Annotated in this window: 14 protein-coding genes; 6 read left to right on the forward strand and 8 right to left on the reverse strand. The window is 66.3% G+C overall.

Going from position 1 to position 18,305, the window contains the following annotated elements:
* Positions 1-2 precede the first annotated feature (2 nt).
* The 6 genes from CR152_RS04100 to CR152_RS04125 all read left to right on the forward strand — a co-directional run bounded on the left by CR152_RS04100 (position 3) and on the right by CR152_RS04125 (position 7,317).
* Positions 3-1,001 carry an AAA family ATPase gene (locus tag CR152_RS04100; RefSeq protein ID WP_370663803.1) on the forward strand — a complete coding sequence of 333 codons (999 nt, stop codon included), beginning with the start codon at positions 3-5 and terminating at the stop codon, positions 999-1,001.
* Between the two features lie 7 nt (positions 1,002-1,008).
* Positions 1,009-1,896, forward strand: a complete 888-nt coding sequence (locus CR152_RS04105) for a DUF58 domain-containing protein (protein ID WP_099873803.1) — start codon at positions 1,009-1,011, stop codon at positions 1,894-1,896.
* Complete coding sequence (locus tag CR152_RS04110; RefSeq protein ID WP_099873804.1) at positions 1,893-2,876, forward strand: BatA domain-containing protein; 984 nt, start codon at positions 1,893-1,895, stop codon at positions 2,874-2,876. Before CR152_RS04105 ends, CR152_RS04110 begins: the two co-directional genes overlap by 4 nt.
* A complete protein-coding gene (locus tag CR152_RS04115; RefSeq protein ID WP_099873805.1) occupies positions 2,860-4,815 on the forward strand; it encodes a DUF4175 family protein in 1,956 nt (651 codons plus the stop codon). Before CR152_RS04110 ends, CR152_RS04115 begins: the two co-directional genes overlap by 17 nt.
* Positions 4,812-6,341, forward strand: coding sequence for a hypothetical protein (locus tag CR152_RS04120; RefSeq protein WP_099873806.1), 1,530 nt, complete (start codon positions 4,812-4,814; stop codon positions 6,339-6,341). Before CR152_RS04115 ends, CR152_RS04120 begins: the two co-directional genes overlap by 4 nt.
* A gap of 112 nt (positions 6,342-6,453) precedes the next feature.
* The gene (locus tag CR152_RS04125; RefSeq protein WP_099881984.1) at positions 6,454-7,317 is read left to right on the forward strand and encodes a DUF817 domain-containing protein; all 864 of its coding nucleotides are present in this window, start codon (positions 6,454-6,456) and stop codon (positions 7,315-7,317) included.
* Between the two features lie 62 nt (positions 7,318-7,379).
* Here CR152_RS04125 and CR152_RS04130 read toward each other — a convergent pair whose 3' ends face one another.
* The 8 genes from CR152_RS04130 to CR152_RS04165 form a co-directional block, all read right to left on the reverse strand.
* On the reverse strand, positions 7,380-9,857 hold the full coding sequence (locus CR152_RS04130; protein WP_099873807.1) for a TonB-dependent receptor plug domain-containing protein: 2,478 nt from the start codon (positions 9,855-9,857) through the stop codon (positions 7,380-7,382).
* A gap of 231 nt (positions 9,858-10,088) precedes the next feature.
* Complete coding sequence (locus CR152_RS04135) at positions 10,089-10,862, reverse strand: spermine/spermidine synthase domain-containing protein (protein WP_099873808.1); 774 nt, start codon at positions 10,860-10,862, stop codon at positions 10,089-10,091.
* Between the two features lie 46 nt (positions 10,863-10,908).
* A complete protein-coding gene (locus tag CR152_RS04140) occupies positions 10,909-12,225 on the reverse strand; it encodes a sensor histidine kinase (protein ID WP_370663804.1) in 1,317 nt (438 codons plus the stop codon).
* Positions 12,226-12,233: 8 nt separating this feature from the next.
* Positions 12,234-13,568 (reverse strand): sigma-54-dependent transcriptional regulator, encoded by a 1,335-nt coding sequence (locus tag CR152_RS04145; RefSeq protein WP_099873810.1) that lies wholly within the window; start codon positions 13,566-13,568, stop codon positions 12,234-12,236.
* Between the two features lie 39 nt (positions 13,569-13,607).
* Positions 13,608-14,846, reverse strand: a complete 1,239-nt coding sequence (locus CR152_RS04150; protein ID WP_099873811.1) for an ABC transporter permease — start codon at positions 14,844-14,846, stop codon at positions 13,608-13,610.
* Positions 14,847-14,856: 10 nt separating this feature from the next.
* The gene (locus CR152_RS04155; protein ID WP_099873812.1) at positions 14,857-16,170 is read right to left on the reverse strand and encodes an ABC transporter permease; all 1,314 of its coding nucleotides are present in this window, start codon (positions 16,168-16,170) and stop codon (positions 14,857-14,859) included.
* Positions 16,171-16,179: 9 nt separating this feature from the next.
* Entirely contained in the window at positions 16,180-16,896 is a 717-nt protein-coding gene (locus CR152_RS04160) for an ABC transporter ATP-binding protein (protein WP_099873813.1), read from the reverse strand.
* Between the two features lie 31 nt (positions 16,897-16,927).
* Positions 16,928-18,196, reverse strand: coding sequence for an efflux RND transporter periplasmic adaptor subunit (locus CR152_RS04165; RefSeq protein WP_099873814.1), 1,269 nt, complete (start codon positions 18,194-18,196; stop codon positions 16,928-16,930).
* Between the last annotated feature and the right edge of the window lie 109 nt (positions 18,197-18,305).

The raw sequence follows: 18,305 nt of genomic DNA on the forward strand, positions 1-18,305 counted from the left end.
CAGTGTCAGTAGCTTGGGAAGAGAAAGAAATCGCGGACCTGACGGCAAAGATCGGCGCGCTCAAGGCGAGCATGTCGAGCGTGATCATCGGCCAGGATAGTGTGATCGAGTCGCTGATCATCTGCCTGCTGGCCGGCGGCCACGCGCTGGTTGAGGGAGTGCCGGGCCTGGGCAAGACCTTGCTGGTCAAGTCGCTGGCGCAGGCCACCGACCTGAAATTCCAGCGCGTGCAGTTCACGCCCGACCTGATGCCGTCCGATATCATCGGCACCGAAATCCTCGAAGAAAACCAGGCCACCCGCCAGCGCGTGTTCCGCTTCCAGCCTGGTCCTGTGTTCACCCAGGTGCTGCTGGCCGACGAGATCAACCGCGCGCCGCCCAAGACCCAGTCCGCGCTGCTCGAAGCGATGCAGGAGCGTGCGGTCACCTTTGCCGGCGTTACCCACAGCCTGGAAAAGCCGTTCTTTGTGCTCGCGACCCAGAACCCGATCGAACAGGCCGGCACCTATCCGCTGCCGGAAGCGCAGCTCGACCGATTCTTGCTGCGCATCGACGTCGGCTACCCGACCGAAGATGAAGAGATGATGATGGTTTCGCGCACCACCCACGCGGGTCTTGCCGACGCACCGCAGGTGATGGATGTGGATAGTTTGCTGCGCCTGCAGAAGCTGGTGCGCGACATTGAAATCGGCGAACACCTGCTGCGCTATGCCACGCGCCTGGTGCGCGCCACGCGCCCGCAGGACACGCATGTTTCCGCCGTCACCAAGCATGTCGGCTGGGGCGCCGGTCCGCGCGCCGGGCAGGCGCTGGTGCTGGCAGCCAAGGCGCGCGCACTGATGCACAACCGGCTGGCTGTCACGCGCGACGACATCGGCGCGATGCTGTTACCGGTGCTGGCGCACCGCGTGCTGCGCAACTTCGAGGCCGAAGCCGACGGCGTGGCCATTGCCGACATCCTGCTCGCCCTGCGCGCCGAGATCAAGGCCGACAAGGATTAGCCATCGCATGCTGTCGACGTCCGCGCTGCTCGCGCACACCAATGACCTGAACCTGATCATCCGCCACGTGCTGGCGGGGCTCGGCCACGGCATCCATGCGGGCCGCGAGCGTGGTGCGGGCGTCGAATTTTCCGAATACCGCGCCTACGCGCCCGGCGACGAATGGCGCCGCGTCGACTGGAAGCTGCTCGCGCGCGCCGACCGCTACTACGTGCGCGAAGCGGAGCGCGACAGCCACGTCGCCGTCTGGCTCTGGCTCGACGCCACCGCATCGATGGCGGAACCGAGCCGCAGCGGCGTGGCGGGGCTCGACAAGCTCTGGTACGCGCGCACCATCCTGGCCTGCATCGCCGCCATCGCCCAGCGCCAGGGCGACGCCTTCGGCCTGGTCATCTGCAGCGGGGAGCGCGTGCAGTTCACACCCGCCGCGCGCGGGCCGCGCCAGATGCAACGCGTGCTGGCCCAATTGCAGCGCGCCCAAGCCGGCGGCACCCTCCCGAACAGCGAGACCCTACGGGCCAGCATGCCGTTCGTCCGCGCGCCCAGCCTGGTGTTCGCCGCCAGCGATTTTCTCGACTGGCCTTCCGGCCAAGCCGAAGCGCTGTTGCGCCTGCGCCGCATGCGCCACGACGTGCGCCTGCTTTGCCTGCAGACGCGGGCCGAATGCGACGCCAGCTTCGCGCCCGAAACCACGTACCGCGACCCCGAAAACCCCGACGGCGTTTTCCGCTTCGCGCCCGACACGGTCGGCGTGTACCGCAAGAACCGTGACGAGCACTTCGCCCGCATGCTGGCGCAGTGCCGCAGTAACGATATCCCGGCGCTGGCCGCGTGCATCGAAGAGCCGCTGCCTGCCGTGCTGCGCGCTTGGCTGCGCCAGGGCGGACACGCATGAACGCCCTCTGGTGGCTCGGACTGGGCCTGCTGGCATTGCCGGTGTTGTGGCACCGCCAGCGGCGCCAGCGCATCCGCCAGGAGCCGCTGGCCACGGCGCGCTTCCTGCCGCGCGCCGATCCGCAGCAACTGCGCGTGTGGCACTGGACCGAGCGATTGCTGCTGCTCGCACGCTGCCTGCTGCTGGTCGCCGTGATTGCATGGCTGGCCGACCTGGTGTTGCCGTGGCGCCGCGACGCGGTGCTGATACCGGCCGGTACCGACAGCGTCTGGGCCGAGCGCCAGATCAAGCAGGCCGGCTTGTACGACGCCAGCTGGATCGCGGTGCCAGGCGGCGATCCCTTCGCCTGGCTGGCGCGCCACGACCGCGAATGGCGGCCCGATGCGCGCCTGCTGGTACTAGGTAACGTGCCGATGCCCGCCATGCTGCCACGCTCGCGCCACCGGATCGAGGTGCGCAGCAGGGCGCCGTCGTTCGCAAGCACCGAACAGCGCGTCGTCGTCGTCAGCAAGCGCGCCGTTCAATGGCGCGCCATGTTCGCTGCGCTTGACGGACCGCGCCGCTACAAGGTGGACGACGCGCCGGACGGCGCGGCCGAACTGGTGGTCTGGGACGTGCCGCAAGCGCCGCCCGCAAGCCTGCGCGCACCGCTCTGGTGGGCCGGCGACGAGTCGTCTTTCCCCGAACTGAAAAAGGCCGCGCAGGCCGACGACATCCGTTATGCCGACAGCGCGCGCGGGCGAGTGTGGGCATCGAACGCATGGCCGCCGGCAGGTCCGCAGGCCGCGCGCCGCTTGTTCGAGAGCTGGCAGCGCCTGCATTACGCACCCGTGCCCTACACCATGCCGTCGCAACCGATCGCGCCGACGACCTCGGTCACGCCGCTTCAATCCAGCGGCGCCTTGCGCTACCTGCTTACGCTGATCCTGCTTGGGTTGTTTGCGGTGGAACGGATACTGGCCCATGCAAGCCGACGCTGACATCATCGACCAGTTGCAGTTCGCCGCCACGCGCCGGCGCGCGCCCCTGTGGATCGCGGCGATCCTGCCATGGGTGCTGCTGCTGTCGTTCCCCGGCATTGTGCTGTGGAGCGCGTGGGCGGTATGGGATTGCCGGCGCCTGCGCGCGCGCGTGCGGCGCGACTGGACCGGCTGGATCGATGCCACCGTGCCCGCGCTGGAAGACAGCAGCGCGCTGCTGGCAGGGGCCACGAGCGCTATTGGCCAGCTCCAGCGCCGCCGCCTGCTGGCGCGCATCGCCACTACGCTCACCGACGACGTGCTAGCGGCGATTGCCAGGGAGCGGGTGCGCTTCGATGCCCGCTGGTTCGCGTTGAGCGTGTGCGCGGCACTGGCCCTGCTCGCGTGGCGCCAGGTGCAGGCCGTGCCGCCCACGCCGCACGAAGTCAAAGCCCTGATTGCAAAGCAGACCAGCGAGATCACCGTGCGCGTGACGCCGCCCAAATACACGGGCGTGGCCGCGTCCGTTGGCGCGCCGCGCGAGCTGCATGTGCCTGAGCACAGCGTCGTCGAGTGGTGCCTGCGCGTGCCGCAACCGGTGGACACGCCCATTGAACTGAGCGACGGCCAGTCGCTCAAGATCGGCCGCGCATGCGCGCGCTGGAATGCGACGGAGTCGGTGTTCTGGCGCTGGCGCGGCGCGCGCTACAAGCTGCGCGTGATTCCCGACCAGCCGCCCGAGGTCAGCATGTCCGCACCGCGCGAGATGATTCACACGCTCGCGCGCGATGCCGCCAGCGCCACCATCACGCTGGCGGTGCGCGACGATTACCAGGTCCGGCGCGCCACCCTGCACCTGACGCTGGCGCGCGGCAGCGGCGAGAACATCCGCTTCAGCGACCGCGAACTGCCGCTGCCCGAGTCGAGCGACCCGCGCACGCGCACCTGGAACAAGCAATGGACGCTGGCGGAGCTGGGCATGGAGCCAGGGGACGAACTGTATTTCTTCGTGCGCGCGACCGACAATGCCGAGCGAGCGCACACGACCGTCTCGCCCACTTACACCCTGCGTCTGCCCGGACCGGTGGAAGAGAGCGACGAATCGTCGGCGCAGCCGATGCTGGTCAAGCCCGAGAACCTGCGCAGCCAGCGCCAGATCATCATCGACACCGAGCAGCTGCTGGCCGACCTGAAGGCGACGCCCGGCATGAACCCGGCCACCGTGCGCTCGCGCAGCGAAGCCATTGCCGACGACCAGGCCCAGTTGCGGCGCCGTTACGGCCAGTTCCTCGGCGAGGAGTCGACCCTGTTCGGCGGCGAGGACCATCACGACGAGGACGAGAAGCACGACGTGGTTGCCGAATTCGGCCACATGCACGACCAGGCCGAAAACGCGACCCTGTTCGATGAATCGACCAAGAAAATCCTGCGGCGCGCCCTGAGCGCCATGTGGGACGCTGAAAAAGCCCTGCGCGCGATCACCCCGAAAACTGCACTGCCGCCCGAACACAAGGCGCTCGACGCCATCAAACAGCTGCAGCAGGCCGACCGCATCTACCTGCACAAGACCGCCTTTGTGCCGCCCGCGCTCAAGGAAGACATCCGCATGACCGGCGACGTGGTCGGCGCCAAAAGCTACCGCCGCGAACAGGGCGCCCCGGCCGTGCCGATTCCCGGCGAGGTGCGGCGCCTGATCGAAGCGCTCGATGGCGACGGCACCTTACCGGCCCTGTGGAGCCGCGACGCGCACGCATGGATTCGCGAACGCATCGTCAACGAAGAACAGCGCCTCGAAGCGCAGCGCGCCGTGCAGGATGTGGCAGACGGCTGCGCCGCGTGCCGTCCGGTGCTGCGCGCGTGGCTGCGCGGCGCCATCACCCAGGCGCCGGTGCTGTTGCAGGCCAAGGCTGCCCCGCAAACCCCATTTACCCGCGCCCTGCGCAACGGAGTTCCCCGATGATCGCTGCCGGCCTGATTTTTTTGATGGGCATCGGCAGCGCCGCGGTGTACTTGTGGCGGCGCCAGTGGATCGACGCGCTGCTGATCGTGGTGGCCGCGGCGGCGCTGGGCGTGATCGTCGGCGACTTCCCGATGCCCGCCGGGGTGGCCGCCACGCTGACGATCGATTCCGAGGCCGAGGCCATCGACCTGAACGAGGCGGCGGCGGTGAGGCTGACCGGCGATGGCTTGAGCGCCGCGCAATGGCACGACCTGCCGGCGCGGCCGCTGTTGTGGGAGACGCCCACCAGCGAGGTATTGCACCTTGATTTCCCGCGCGAGCTGACCCTCGGGCGCATGTTCGCGCTGACCGTGCGCCGCAGCCAGGCAGCCAGCTGGCGCCTGCAACTGCTGGCCGAGAACAAGCAGGTAATCGCCGATGTCGCCGGCGACGGCGCGGCGCTGACCGTGCAGTGGCTGCCACCGGTGGCCGAGACGCTGGTACTCAGTGCGCGCATGCTCGATGGCAGCGGCAAGGTGATGGCGCACGGCCCGGTGCCGTTTTCGGTATCGGCGCCGGTGCCGCTGCAGGTGGTGGGGCGCTTCGGCGCGCCGTCGTTCGATGCGCGCGCGCTCAACGATTTGCTGGTCAACAGCCATGCCGCGCTGGACTGGCAGGTCACCCTGGGCAAGACCGTCACCCGCGGCGAAAGCCCGGCGGCGGCCCTCACGCAGCCCAATCTGCTGGTGGCCGACGCCGCGCACATCGAGCATCTGGGCGATGGCGCACGGGCAGCGTTGCTGGCCCAGGTGGCGGCGGGCATGCCGCTGGTGATCCTGGCGACGAACGCGCAGGACAAGCAGGTGTGGGCACGTGCCATACAGCTGGAACTGAAAGAGCAGGCTGATGCCCGGCCTTCCGGCACGCCGCTGGCGCTGGCGTCGGCGCCGTTCAATCCGGCGACGGCCTCGGGTCCGTGGAGCGTCGCGGACGACAGGATCTGGACGCGGGCGTGGGAAAAGGGCCGCATCGTCTGGCTCGGCGTCGCCGACTGGCACCGCTACGCGATCAGCGAGCCGCAGGCGCTCGGCCTGTGGTGGCAGGGGGTGCTCGACCGCGCCGGCATCGAGCGGCCGCAGGACGTGGCCTGGCTCGACCCGCAGGAGATGCCCCTGCCCGGCCGGCGGCTGGAAGTGTGCGCGCTCGGCGTGAAGGGCAACGTGACGTTCCCCGAACTGAAACAGACGCTCGCCTGGCAGCGCCGTCCGGACAAGGCCGACGCCTCCTGCGTGGCGGTATGGCCGCGCAAGGCTGGCTGGCTGACGATGCACACCGGCGGTGCGAAGCCGCAGGCCGGCAAGCTGTATGTGTACGACAAGGCCGACTGGCCCCTGTGGCAAAAGGCGCAGCGCCGCGAAGCCACTGCGCGTTATGCGGCGCGCACGCCCTCGCCGGCGCAAACGGGCACGGTGCCGGTGCCGGCGTGGCCGTTTGCGCTGCTGTTCGCGGCGGCGATGCTGCTGCTGTGGTGGCGCGAGCGGCGCTAGCGCCACCGGCCAGCACGGCGGCGGCTTCGGTTAAGATGCCGTTGCAAGCCTCGCAATCCCGCCTTCACGTTCGTCACCCCGGAGTTTCTTTATTCGTATGGCCGCCCATATCATGTCCCGGCTGTTTTCGTTGCGCCCAAGCGCGGCCGATGCGCATCTGCTGGCATTTCATCCCCGGCCCGGGCTTACCGGTTTGTCGCGCTTTGCCGCGGAGTTTCTCTACTTCGGCATCAAGGAGGCGCGCGCCTGCCTGTTCGCGGGGCTGTTCTTTGCAGCTGTGTTTTCGGTGCCGCGCACTGGCCTTTTGGGCGTTGCGCGCTACGACGTGCTGCTGATCGTTGCCCTCGCCATACAGAGCTGGATGATCTGGGCCAGGCTGGAGACGCGCGATGAACTCAAGGCGATCACGCTGTTTCACCTGATCGGCTTCGCCCTGGAAGTGTTCAAGACCTCCGGCAGCATCCAGTCATGGTCCTACCCGGACTTCGCGTACACGAAGCTGTTCGGCGTGCCGCTGTTTGCGGGATTCATGTATGCCGCCGTCGGCAGCTACATCATCCAGGCGTGGCGCTTGTTCGATTTGCGCGTCGAGCATCATCCGCCGCACTGGATGGGGGTGGCGATCGCGCTCCTCATCTACGTCAATTTTTTCACGCACCACTACATCGGCGACTATCGCTGGTATGTGGCGGCGTGCGCGCTCGGGCTGTATGCCAGGTCGACCGTCATCTTTCGGCCGCTCGACGTGGAGCGCCGCATGCCTTTGCTGCTGGCCTTTGTGCTGATCGGCTTTTTCATCTGGCTGGCCGAAAACATCAGTACATTTTTCGGTATCTGGAAGTACCCCAACCAGCTGGGCGCGTGGTCGATGGTGCATGTCGGGAAGTGGAGCTCGTGGTCTCTGCTCGTCGTGATGACGTTTACGATCATCGTCAATCTCAAGCACATCAAGGCGCGCATTCACGTGCCTGCATAGGCGGTGAATGAAAAAAGGCCACGCCGTCGCCGGCGTGGCCTTGTCATGCGAAGTAGAAAAGCTTAGAAAGCCCAGTCAAGCTTCGCGTACATCTGGCGACCGTTGATGCCGATCGGGCAGGTTTCCCAGCAGTGCGTGAAGCCCAGTTGCGGGAACGGTGCGGCCTTGGTCTTGTCCCACTCGGTCGGGTAGGTGTCGAACAGGTTGTTCACGCCGATCGATGCGCTGATCTTCTTGGTGAAGGCATAGCGCAGCGACATGTCGACCAGCCACTTCGCTTCCCAGGTCTGGATGTACGGGGCGGTAAAGCCCTGGCCCTGCACGGCGCCGTAGTAGTTGGCGCGGGTGTTCACGTTCCATGGGCCGGTGGTGTAGTCGGCCGCGAGCACGTGCTTCTTGCGCGGCTGGCCGCGTTCGATCAGGGTCACTTGCGCGTCGTCGAACAACTGGGCGCCGGTCAGCACGGGCGACTGCGATTTGCGGGCCTTGACTTCGGTCTTGCTGAAGCTCATCTGGCCGGACAGCACCAGGGTCGAGCCGCTCCACTTGGTGGTGTGCTCGGCCACCATGTCCAGGCCATCGGTGGTGGTGTCGATCGCGTTGGTGAAGAACTGGGCCTGGCCGACCTTGAGCGGATCGAGGATCGACTTGATCGGGCACTTGGACGCTGGCACGCAGGCGCCGGATTCCGGTGCGATATTGCTCGAGAAGACAATGCGGTCGTCGATGTCGATGCGGTACAAGTCGGCGGTCACCGAGAAGTTGGGCATCGGGCGCACGATCATGCCGATGCTGGCGCTCTTCGAGGTCTCTTCCTTGAGCGGGGAGATGCCGAAGGCACGCGTGACCGGGCTGCCTTCGCGCGCGGTCAGCGTTTCGGTCAGCACGCCGGCCGAATTGAGGTTGGTCGACACGGAGCTGTAGAACTTCTGCTGCACGCTCGGTGCGCGGAAACCGGTCGACACGCTGCCGCGCATGCCGAACTGGCGCGACGGATCGTAGCGCATGCTCAATTTGCCGGTGGTGGTGTTGCCGAAGTCAGAGTACTTTTCAAAACGCATCGCGGCGGCGACCAGCAGCTTCTCGGTGATGTTGTGTTCCGCATCGAGATACATGGCGATGTTGTGACGGCCCTGGTCAACTTCGGTGCCCGGGGTGTAGCCAGGGAAGCCTTGCGCGCCGGAGGCCGCGATGCCGCCGACCTGGTCGAAGATCTTGATGGCCGGGTTGTTGGTGCGGCCGTACTGGTACGAGACCGGGTCGCCCGCTTCGATGGCGTAGTTGTCGCTGCGGTACTCGAAGCCGGTCGCCAGCTGCACGGTGCGGTCGCCAAACTTGATCGGACCGCGGATGTCGGCGTTGAAGGTGGTCTGGTTGAATTTCAGCTTGCCGGTATCGGCTTCCAGCGGCGATTCGGCATAGATGCCGCCGCCCGGTTTCGGCTCATACCAGTAGCTGACGTTGATCGAGTTACGTTCATGGAAACCGAGTTCGCTGCGGCCGTGGTTCACGCTCACGTCGAACTTCCAGTCGTTGGCCAGCTCGCGCTTGTAGCCGACCGCGAACGACATGTCTTTTACCGTCGTCAGGATGTTCGGCAGGTAGCCGTTCGGGTAGACGGCAGGCACGGTGCGCCCGTCGCCCGGCGAGCGGAAAAAGCCCGCCGAGTCGCCGGTGCGCTTCGAGACGCCGCCGAAGGAGTAGATTTCGCTGCTGTCGTCGATCGGCAGCGCCGCATTCCACCACAGGTAGGCGTCTTTCGCCAGGCTGTCGCCGATGCGCTGGGTCACGCGCGGCGGGTCGACCCGTAAGGTGTCCGGGCCGGCGCGGTTGGTTTCGTTGCGGCGGCGGCCTTCGACCGACAGGTTCAGGTAACCGTTTTCACCCAGTTTGAAACCCTTGTTGGCGCTGCCGGAGATCAGGTCGCCGTCGCCTTCGGACGTGGTGCCGACGCTGCTGCTCAATTGCGTTTCGTTGGTCTGGGTCTTGAGGACGATGTTGATCACGCCGGCGATCGCGTCGGAGCCGTATTGGGCGGCCGCGCCATCGCGCAGCACTTCGATGTGGTGGATGGCTGACAGCGGAATGGCATTGATGTCGGTACCGGCCGAGCCGCGTCCGACGGTTTGCTGCACATTGACCAGCGCCTGCTGGTGGCGGCGCTTGCCGTTCACGAGAACCAGCAGCTGATCGGGACCGAGGCCGCGCAGGGTCGCAGGGCGGATGATGTCGGTACCATCGCTGATAAAGGTCGACGAGAAGTTGAACGACGGGTCCAGCGTTTGCAGCAGCTTGCCCAGTTCCAGCGGGCCGGCGGTCTGCATGTCCTTGATGTTGATCAGGCCGACCGGCGCGGCGGTATCGAGCGAGGTCTTGGCGGTCGAACGCGAACCGAGGATCACGACGGAAGCGGGGGTGTCCTCGCCACTGCGGGCGGCGGGGGCGGTGCCTTGCTGCGCGTAGGTGCTATTGAGCGCGAGCAGGAGGGCCGATGCGAGCAAGGTGCGTTTGAGGTGAGGGCTGCCTGGGTAATTCGTCATGTAGATGTCTCGTTTCTTTTCATTTTTCGGGAATTCACTGGACACACCCTCGTGGGGCCAGCCAATGTGAAACGATACTACCTGACGAGTTTTGAGACGCGCAACGAGTCATGACAGAGTGTTGTAAATCCGTGCAATGGCAGCAATATTGCGTGCTTCAATTCATAAAACGCTGTAATCTCGACTACGTACACCGCGCGCGCGAGTCACTTATACGCTGCCGTTATTAGCTTATTCCTGCTGGTCCTGCATCCAGCCTTTCAAACCGGCGACCCAGTTCTTGGCGGGCAGGTTCATGCTTTTCTTGATGGCGCCCGCGCGTTCGTACAAGACCGAAAAATCGATCGACGGCGCGCGCTTGAACGCCAGCACGACGATGTTCGCGTCATGCACTTCGGGCAGCCACACCACGGCGTCGAACACCAGCTCCATGTTCTGCAAATTCTTGTCGTAGTTCGAAAAGTCGCCGAACACGTTGGTGGTCATGATGCCGTCGTCGGCCAGGCAATCCATGCAGGCCTGGTAGAACTCGGGCGAGTCGAGCACGGGGCCGCGCGCTTCCTCGTCGTACAGGTCCACCTGCAGCACGTCGACCGTGCCGTGGTTGGCCGCATCGAGCACGAAATCCATCGCATCCATCTGGCGCACATTAAGGCGCGCGTCGTTCGGCGGCAGGCCGAAATGCGCGTGGCAGATGTCGATCACGTTGGGATTGAGTTCGGCCACCGTCACGCGCGCGGCCGGAAAGCGCTGGTAGCTGAATTTGGTCAGCGCCGCGCTGCCCAGGCCCAGCTGGACGATGTGCTTCGGATTGTCGAGGAAGAGCATCCACATCATCATCATCTGCACGTATTCGAGCTCGATGTTGTCCGGCTTGGCCAGGCGCATGGCGCCCTGCACCCACGAGGTGCCCAGGTGCAGGAAGCGCACGCCCTTGAATTCGGTGATGGTGGCCGGCGGGTGGCCGGGCGCGTCGAAACGGGAGGAAGCAGGGGTGTCGGACATCGCTGGCGGGGTAGAAAATGGAACCCGATCTTACCATTGCGCCCGCTTACGCCGGCAGGATCAGGGTGACCATCAGGCCGCCGCCGTCTCGGTTGCCGAGCGTGATACGCCCGCCGTGCGCTTCGGCGATTTCGCGCGCCAGCGCCAGTCCCAGGCCGGTGCCACTGCGCTTGGTCGAGTAGAACGGCACCAGCGCATTGGTCAGCACGGCGTCGTTCATGCCCTGGCCGCGGTCCATCACCTCGATGCGCAGCATGCCCGGCGCCAGGCGCACCTGCAGGGTTACGTCGGCGGCCGGCGAACCCGATTCGTGGGCGTTCTTGAGCAGGTTGAGCAAGGCCTGTTCCATCTGGGCCGGATCGAACCTGGCCGGTTCAGGCGGCAGCGTGCCGGCTACCGTCAGGCCGACCTGCGAGGCGAGCCGGCTGATGAATCCCGGCCACGGGCATTCCTCGATGCGCGGCGACGGCAGTTTGGCGAAGCGCGCGTAGCCGAGGATGAAGCTCTCCAGGTGGCGCGTGCGCTCTTCGATGGTTTCAAGGATCTGCGGCAGGCGTTCGGTCTGGCCGCGCCGCACCAGCTCCGCGCCGGAATGGGCCAGGGAGGTCAGGGGCGCGAGCGAATTATTCAGTTCGTGGCTGATGACGCGGATGACTTTTTTCCAGGTCTGCACTTCCTGGCGCCGCAGTTCGTGGGTCAGCTGGCGCAGCAGCAGCAGTTCGTGCTTGCGGCCATTGAGGCTGAAGCTGCGGCGCGCCAGGTGATACACCTCTTCATCCTCGCCCTCGCCGGCCGTGAACAGGCCGTCGCCGCCGCGCGCCAGCGCTTCCACCAGCGCGGGCGAGGCCTGGCTGAGGATCTCGGAGAGGCGATGGCCTTCGAGTTTGCGGCCGTCACCGAGCATCTGGCGCGCCGACAGGTTGGCGTACACGATCGCTCCTGTGCCACCGGCACCGTCACCGACCAGCAGCATCGCCACCGGCGTGTTCTGGACCATGGTATCGAGCAGCAGTTCGCGCTGCACCAGCGCCAGGCGCTGTTCGCGCAGCACGTTGCCGAGCGCGTTGTGGGCAGCCACCAGGTCGGCCAGTTCATCGTTCTGGGGCCAGTGCAGGCTGAACGAAAAGTCGCCATCCTTATAGCTGGTGACGGTGCCTTCAAGTGCGCGAAACAGCGAGAGGATCGGCCGGATCTGGGCGCGCATGGTAATGACCGCGATCGGCACGACGCATGCCAGCGACAGGGCGAGCACCAGTAGCGCACGCCCCGGCAGCAGGTGGTCCAGCCCGAGCGCGATGAGGATGCCTAGTGCCAGCAGGGTGCCGACCAGGGCGGTCCAGCGGGTGACCAGGGACAGGCGCATGCCCATCGCTAGCGGGCGATTCCGAGGCGTTCCATGCGCCGGTACAGCGCCTGGCGCGACAGTCCGAGGTCGGCCGCCGCCTGCGCCACCACGCCGTTGGCGCGCGCCATGGCCCCGACGATGGCGTCGCGGTCCGGCTCGACCTCGGTGCTGGCGGCAACCGTCAGCGTCACCGGTAGCCCAAGGTCGGTGGCCTTGATGATGTCGCCAGCCGCCAGCAGGCTGGCGCGCGCCATCACGTTCTTGAGTTCGCGCACATTCCCCGGCCAGGCGTGCGCCAGCAGCGCGGCCTGGGCGCAGTGGTGCAGGCTTTTGCCGCGCGCGAGAAAAGCGGCCGCCAGCGGCAAAATGTCGGCCGGGCGCGCCGCCAGCGCAGGCAGGCGCAGTTCGATCACGTTCAGGCGGTAGAACAGGTCTTCGCGGAAGGTGCCGGCGCGGATCATCGCGCCCAGGTCGGCGTTGGTGGCGCTGATGACGCGCACCTTCACCTGCCGTTCGCGGTTCGACCCGAGGCGCTCGAAGCGCCCTGTTTCGAGCACGCGCAAGAGCTTCATCTGGCCGGCCAGCGGCAGGTTGCCGATTTCATCCAAAAACAGGGTGCCGCCGTCGGCCGCCTCGAACTTGCCTTCGCGCGCGCGCGAGGCGCCGGTAAAGGCGCCCGCTTCGGCGCCGAACAGTTCGGCCTCGATCAGTTCGGACGGCAGGGCGCCGCAGTTGAGCACCACGAACGGCCCGTCCTCCACCAGCGAATTGGCCTGGATGATCTCGGCGATACGCTCCTTGCCGGTGCCGTTAGGGCCGCTGATCAATACCGGCACGTCGGCCCGCGCCACCTGGCAGGCCAGGTGCAGGATGCGTTCCATGGCCGCGTCCTGCCACACCATGCCGCGCAAATCGAAACCCTGTTCCAGGTCGCGCCGGGCGCGCCGTTCGAGCTGCACGCGCTGCTGCAAGGCGCGGTTGGCCTGTCCCAGTTCGATCAGGTTCGTCACCGTCGCAATCAGGCGGTTGTCGTTCCACGGCTTGGCCAGGTAGTCGGCCGCGCCCGACTTGACCAGGTCGACCGCCGCGTCGAGGTGGGTCCAGGCGGTCAGCAGGATCACCGGCAGGTCCGGGTGACGCTTGCGGATTTCGCGGAACAAGGCCGTGCCTTCCTCGCCCGAGGTGGTGTCGGCCGAAAAGTTCATGTCCTGGATGACCAGGTCCACGCTGGCGCGCTCCAGGATGGCCAGGCCTTCTTCGGGCGAGGCGGCGCGCAGCGCTCCGATGTCGTGCAGCGAAAACAGGACATCGAGGGCGATGGCGACGGCGGCGTTGTCGTCGATAATCAATACAGTAGGCATGGCCGCTAGCATACCATCGGAACCCAGGTGATCACGGCGTCAGGCACTGCGGGTGGCTGTGGCCGGCGAAATGGAGGCGGCGCGAAACGCCGGTCCATACACCGCGCAGATGCCCAGTGCCCAGAATACGCCCGCGCCGACCGCCAGATACGCGACTGGCAGCCTGGCCATCTCGAGCTGGCTGACCAGCAGCTGGTTCAGCGCCACCGACATCGCCACGCCGCACAGCACTCCCACGCTGGTGATCATGAAATTCTCGGTGATGAAGTAGCGCAGGATGTCGGCGCGCCGCGCCCCAAGCGCGCGGCGCACGCCGATCTGCTTGCGGCGCTGGGTGACCCACAGGCTGGCCATGCCGACGATGCCGCTGGCGGTGATGAGCAGAAGCAGTACGCTGACCCCGACCAGCATCCACGACAGCGCCATGTCGGCGCGGTAGCGCTCCTCGCGGTCATCGCTGACTGTCTGCATGGTGATGATCGCGCGGCCCCGGGTGCTGGCGCGCAGTGCCGCTTCGGCTTCCTTCATGACCCGGTCCAGCTGCCCCGCTTCGGCGCGCACCGTGTACATGACCGTGCTGAATGTCTTGCGCATCGGCACGATGAGCGCCAATTCGCCGCGTGTGCCCAGTTCCGCGCCCTGCGACTGCAGCGTCGCCACGACGCCGACCACGGTGGCGGCGTTACCGTCAGGGTTGCTGCCAAAGTAGAGTGTCTTGCCGAGCACCTGGCCAGCGCCCGGCCACAGCTTGGCGGCCAGCGCCCTGGTGACCAGCACCGATTTGGGAAACAGCGTTTCGGGAGAGGTGTTGCCGTCGATGTCGACCAGTTCTTCCGGTTTCAGGTCGCGGCCCTCGACCAGTTGCAGGCCCCAGGTATCGACCAGCGAATCGCTCGAATAGTACATCGACCCGAGCGCCGTTTCGGTGCCGGGCGTGCGCGATGCCGTCACGGTGCTGGTCCAGCCGGAGCGCGAAATCGGGGCCTGGCTGGCAAACGCCGCCGATGCCACGCCGCCGATGGCGCGCAGGGCCCGCGTTTCGGACTGCTGGCGCGCCAGCTGCTCCTGATGGCTGCCCTCGACCAGGTGGCGCATCTTGATGTGAAACACATCGCTCTCCCCGGCGATGCCGCTCGGGCGCGCCGCCACGGCCTGGCGCACATTGACGATGTGCAGTGCGTTGGTGAGGATGGCAAGGCTGATCGCCACTTGCAGTGCCACCAGGATGGCGCCGGTTTTGCTGCGCAATAGCGCAGAGAGGATGGGACGGATTTCCATATTGATTACCTTACTGCGATTTGAGTTGAATGGCCGGCGTGACCTGGCAGGCGCGCCAGGTCGGCAGCAGGCCGGCCAGGATGGCCGCGCCCAGCGACAGCACGAAGGTCGCGCCCAGCATCTGCCAGTCCATGTTGGCGACGATCCGCAATTGCTCCGATTGCATGCGGATCAAGGCGAGCGCACCGAATGCCAGCGCCAGTCCGAGCAGGCCGCCGGCCAGACCGACCACCGCGGTCTCGGTCAGGAACTGGCGGAAGATCTCCCTGCGCGAGGCGCCCAGCGCACGCCGGATGCCCACCTCGGAGGCGCGCACCGAAAATTTGGCCAGCAGCAGGCCGATGGTGTTGACCAGGCAAAGGAGCAGGAAGCCGAAAGCCAGCCAGGCGGCAAGGCGGTTGTCGTTGCCCACCACCTTGCGGTATTCGAGCCACTGCATGACGTCGAACAGCTGGTTCGGCTGCTTGCGCTTCAGGCGCCCCAGCTTGCGCTGAGCGTCGGCGTAGTTGTTCAGGTAATCCTGCAATTCGGCGCGTCCGGCGCCGGTTTTGGTCTCGAAGAAGACCTGCAGCCAGGTGCACTCCGACTTGAGGAAGCCCTGCCAGCCCGGATCGGTGCGCCCCTGGCAGCTGATGCTGCCTTCCGGGTTGGCTTCATGCCGGATCGCGGTGGCGAACGGCATCATGATCTCGTCTTCCTGGCTGAAGGCGCCGCCGCCGATCAGCTTATAGAACTTCGGCACCGGCAGCCACGGCTTGCGCACGCCGACCACCTGGAATTGCGCCTCCATCAGGCGGATGCGCTTGCCGACGGGGTTGACCGCGCCGAACAGCTTCTCGGCCAGTGCCTGGCTCAGGACCACCACATCGGCGCCGGCACGCTCGTCGGCGTCGCTCCAGGCGTGCCCGTACAGGAAGGGCACGTCCATCATCGCGAAAAAGTCGCGCGTCAGGGCCAGGCCGGTGACCGACATCACCGGCATGTCCTTGCGCTCCGGTTCGAGCGGGGCGGACACGCCGTACAGCACCGTGCGGCGCTCGCCATGCCCATCCCTGAGAAAGTTCATCGCGTCCATGTACGTCGATTGCGGATCGTCGCGGTCCTGGTCCTGCGGGTTGAAGCCTTCCAGTTGGCCATTGTCGATTTCCGGAACGAACAGGCGCTCGCTCTTGTGGGCAATGGGATTACTGGACATGACGTGCAGGATGGTCAGGGTCGATACGCTGGCCGCCACGCCGATGGCCAGGGTGAGCACCATCAGCGCGGTGAGCACCGGGTTGCGGCGCAGGCTGCGTAGGCCCAGCAGAAAATAGTACGAAAACATGGATGCTCCTTATGCGACCTGGCCGCCAAGCCGGGCCCCGGCCAGGGTGGACGGCTTGCGCACCAGGTCCGACACCTGGCCGTCGATGATGTGCACGTTGCGTTGCGAGCGCACCGCCAGCTCCGGGTCGTGGGTGACCATCAGGATGGTGGTGCCCTGGGCGTTGATCTCTTCGAGCAGTTCCATCACGCCGCGCGCCATTTGCGTGTCGAGGTTGCCGGTCGGTTCATCGGCCAGCAGCAGCTTGGGCGAGCCGGCCAGCGCGCGCGCAATCGCCACGCGCTGCTGCTGCCCGCCCGACAGTTCGGCCGGATAGTGCTTCATGCGCGAGGCCAGGCCGACCTTGGACAGCGCGTCTTCGATGCGCTCCTTGCGTTCGGCGGCGTTGAAGCCCCGGTAGCGCAGCGGCACGTCCACGTTGTCGAACAGGGACAGGTCGGGAATCAGGTTGAAACCCTGGAAGATGAAGCCCAGCTTTTCGTTGCGCAGGCGCGAACGGGCGTTGTCGTCCATGCCTTTCACATTCACGCCATCGAGCACATATTCGCCATCGCTGAATTCTTCGAGCAGGCCGGCGATGTTCAGAAAACTGGTCTTGCCGGAGCCGGAAGGGCCGGTGACGGTGACGAATTCACCCTGTTTCACGTCGATCTCGAAGCCGCGCAGGGCGTGCGTCTCGATCATGTGGGTGCGGTATACCTTGCTCAGATTGGTCATGCGCAGCATGGACGGTCCTTTCGTTGGGAATCGGTTGATATCAGTTGTTGATCGACACGCGCGCGGCGTTGGCGAAGGTGTCGGTGCCGGCGACGACGACCTTGTCGCCGGTTTTCAGGCCCGCCAGGATTTCGACGGACGTCACGCTGGTCGCGCCCAGCTTGATCGGGGTGCGCACGGCCACGCCGTCCGCAAGCACGTAGGCGAAGCGGCCCCCTTCGCTTTCGACGAAGGGGCCGCGCGGCAGCAGGATGACGTCGCGCTTTTCTTCGATCAGCAGGCGCGCGCTGACGCGCTGGCTCTGGCGCAGGCCCTTGGGTTGGGCGCCGTCGAAGCGCACCCGCGCCAGTACCTGGTTCTTGACCACTTCGGGCGAGAGGGCCGACAGCTTGCCGCTGGCAGTGACGTTGCCAAGCGCGATCTCGGCGCTCATGCCCAGGCCCATGTCGTCGACGTAGGTTTCCGGGACTTCGAGTTCGACTTCGAGGCGCGACAAGTCCACCAGCGTCATGAGCGCCGCGTTGGCCGCCACCACGCTGCGGTTCTGCACCGACAGCGTGCCGATGAAACCGTCGACCGGCGCACGCACGGAGAGTTCATCCACGCGGCGCTGGGCGTTGGCCATGGACAGGCGCTGGCGATCGAGTTCGGCCACCTTGGTTTGCAGCGCCAGGCCGACGTCGTCGCCTTCCAGCGCGGCCGCCTGGGACGCATGGCGCGCGCGGATGCCGGCCGAGTTGAGCGCGTCCTTCGCCTTCTGATAGTCGATCTTGGCGATGATGCCTTCCCGGGCCACGCTGTCGTAGCGCTCCAGGGTGCGCTGGGCCGACAGGCGGTCGATTTCGGCGGTGTCGGCTTCGCGCTGGGCCAGCAGCTTCTGTTTTTTGGCCAGGATGCGCTGGCGCGCCACTTCCGCTTCGAGCTGCTGGTAGCTCGATTGCTCGCGCTTGAGCGCGTCGGACAGGTCGGGCGATTCGAGCAGCGCCAGGACCTGGCCTTTTTTGACCGTGTCGCCGGCGGCCACCTGGAGCGTGACGGTGGCTGGCGCGGTGGCGTACAGGGTGGGACTGACGGCGGCCACCACGCGGCCGTTGACCGAGGCGTCGCGCACCAGCGTGCCGCGGGTGACTTCGGCCACGCGCAGGCGCGCTGCGCTGACCGCATGCTCGCTGGTGCGCCAGGGCGACAGCAGCAGCGCCAGGCCCCCCAGCGCGCCCAGGGCCACCACGGCGGCCACGATGCGGCGCCTGGCCTTCTGTGCGGGCGGCGCGCTGATGGTGGCGTCCTGGGAAGAGGTATCTCGGATCATGGTTGTTGTCTGAACAGTAAATGACATCATCAATGCAGGAAGCGTGCCAAGTGCCAAGTGATTGATTCATAAGGGATTCGCTTATCGATGCGAGGCTGTCCGCGCCGTC

Source organism: Massilia violaceinigra (assembly GCF_002752675.1).
Taxonomy (GTDB): Bacteria; Pseudomonadota; Gammaproteobacteria; order Burkholderiales; family Burkholderiaceae_D; genus Telluria_A; species Telluria_A violaceinigra.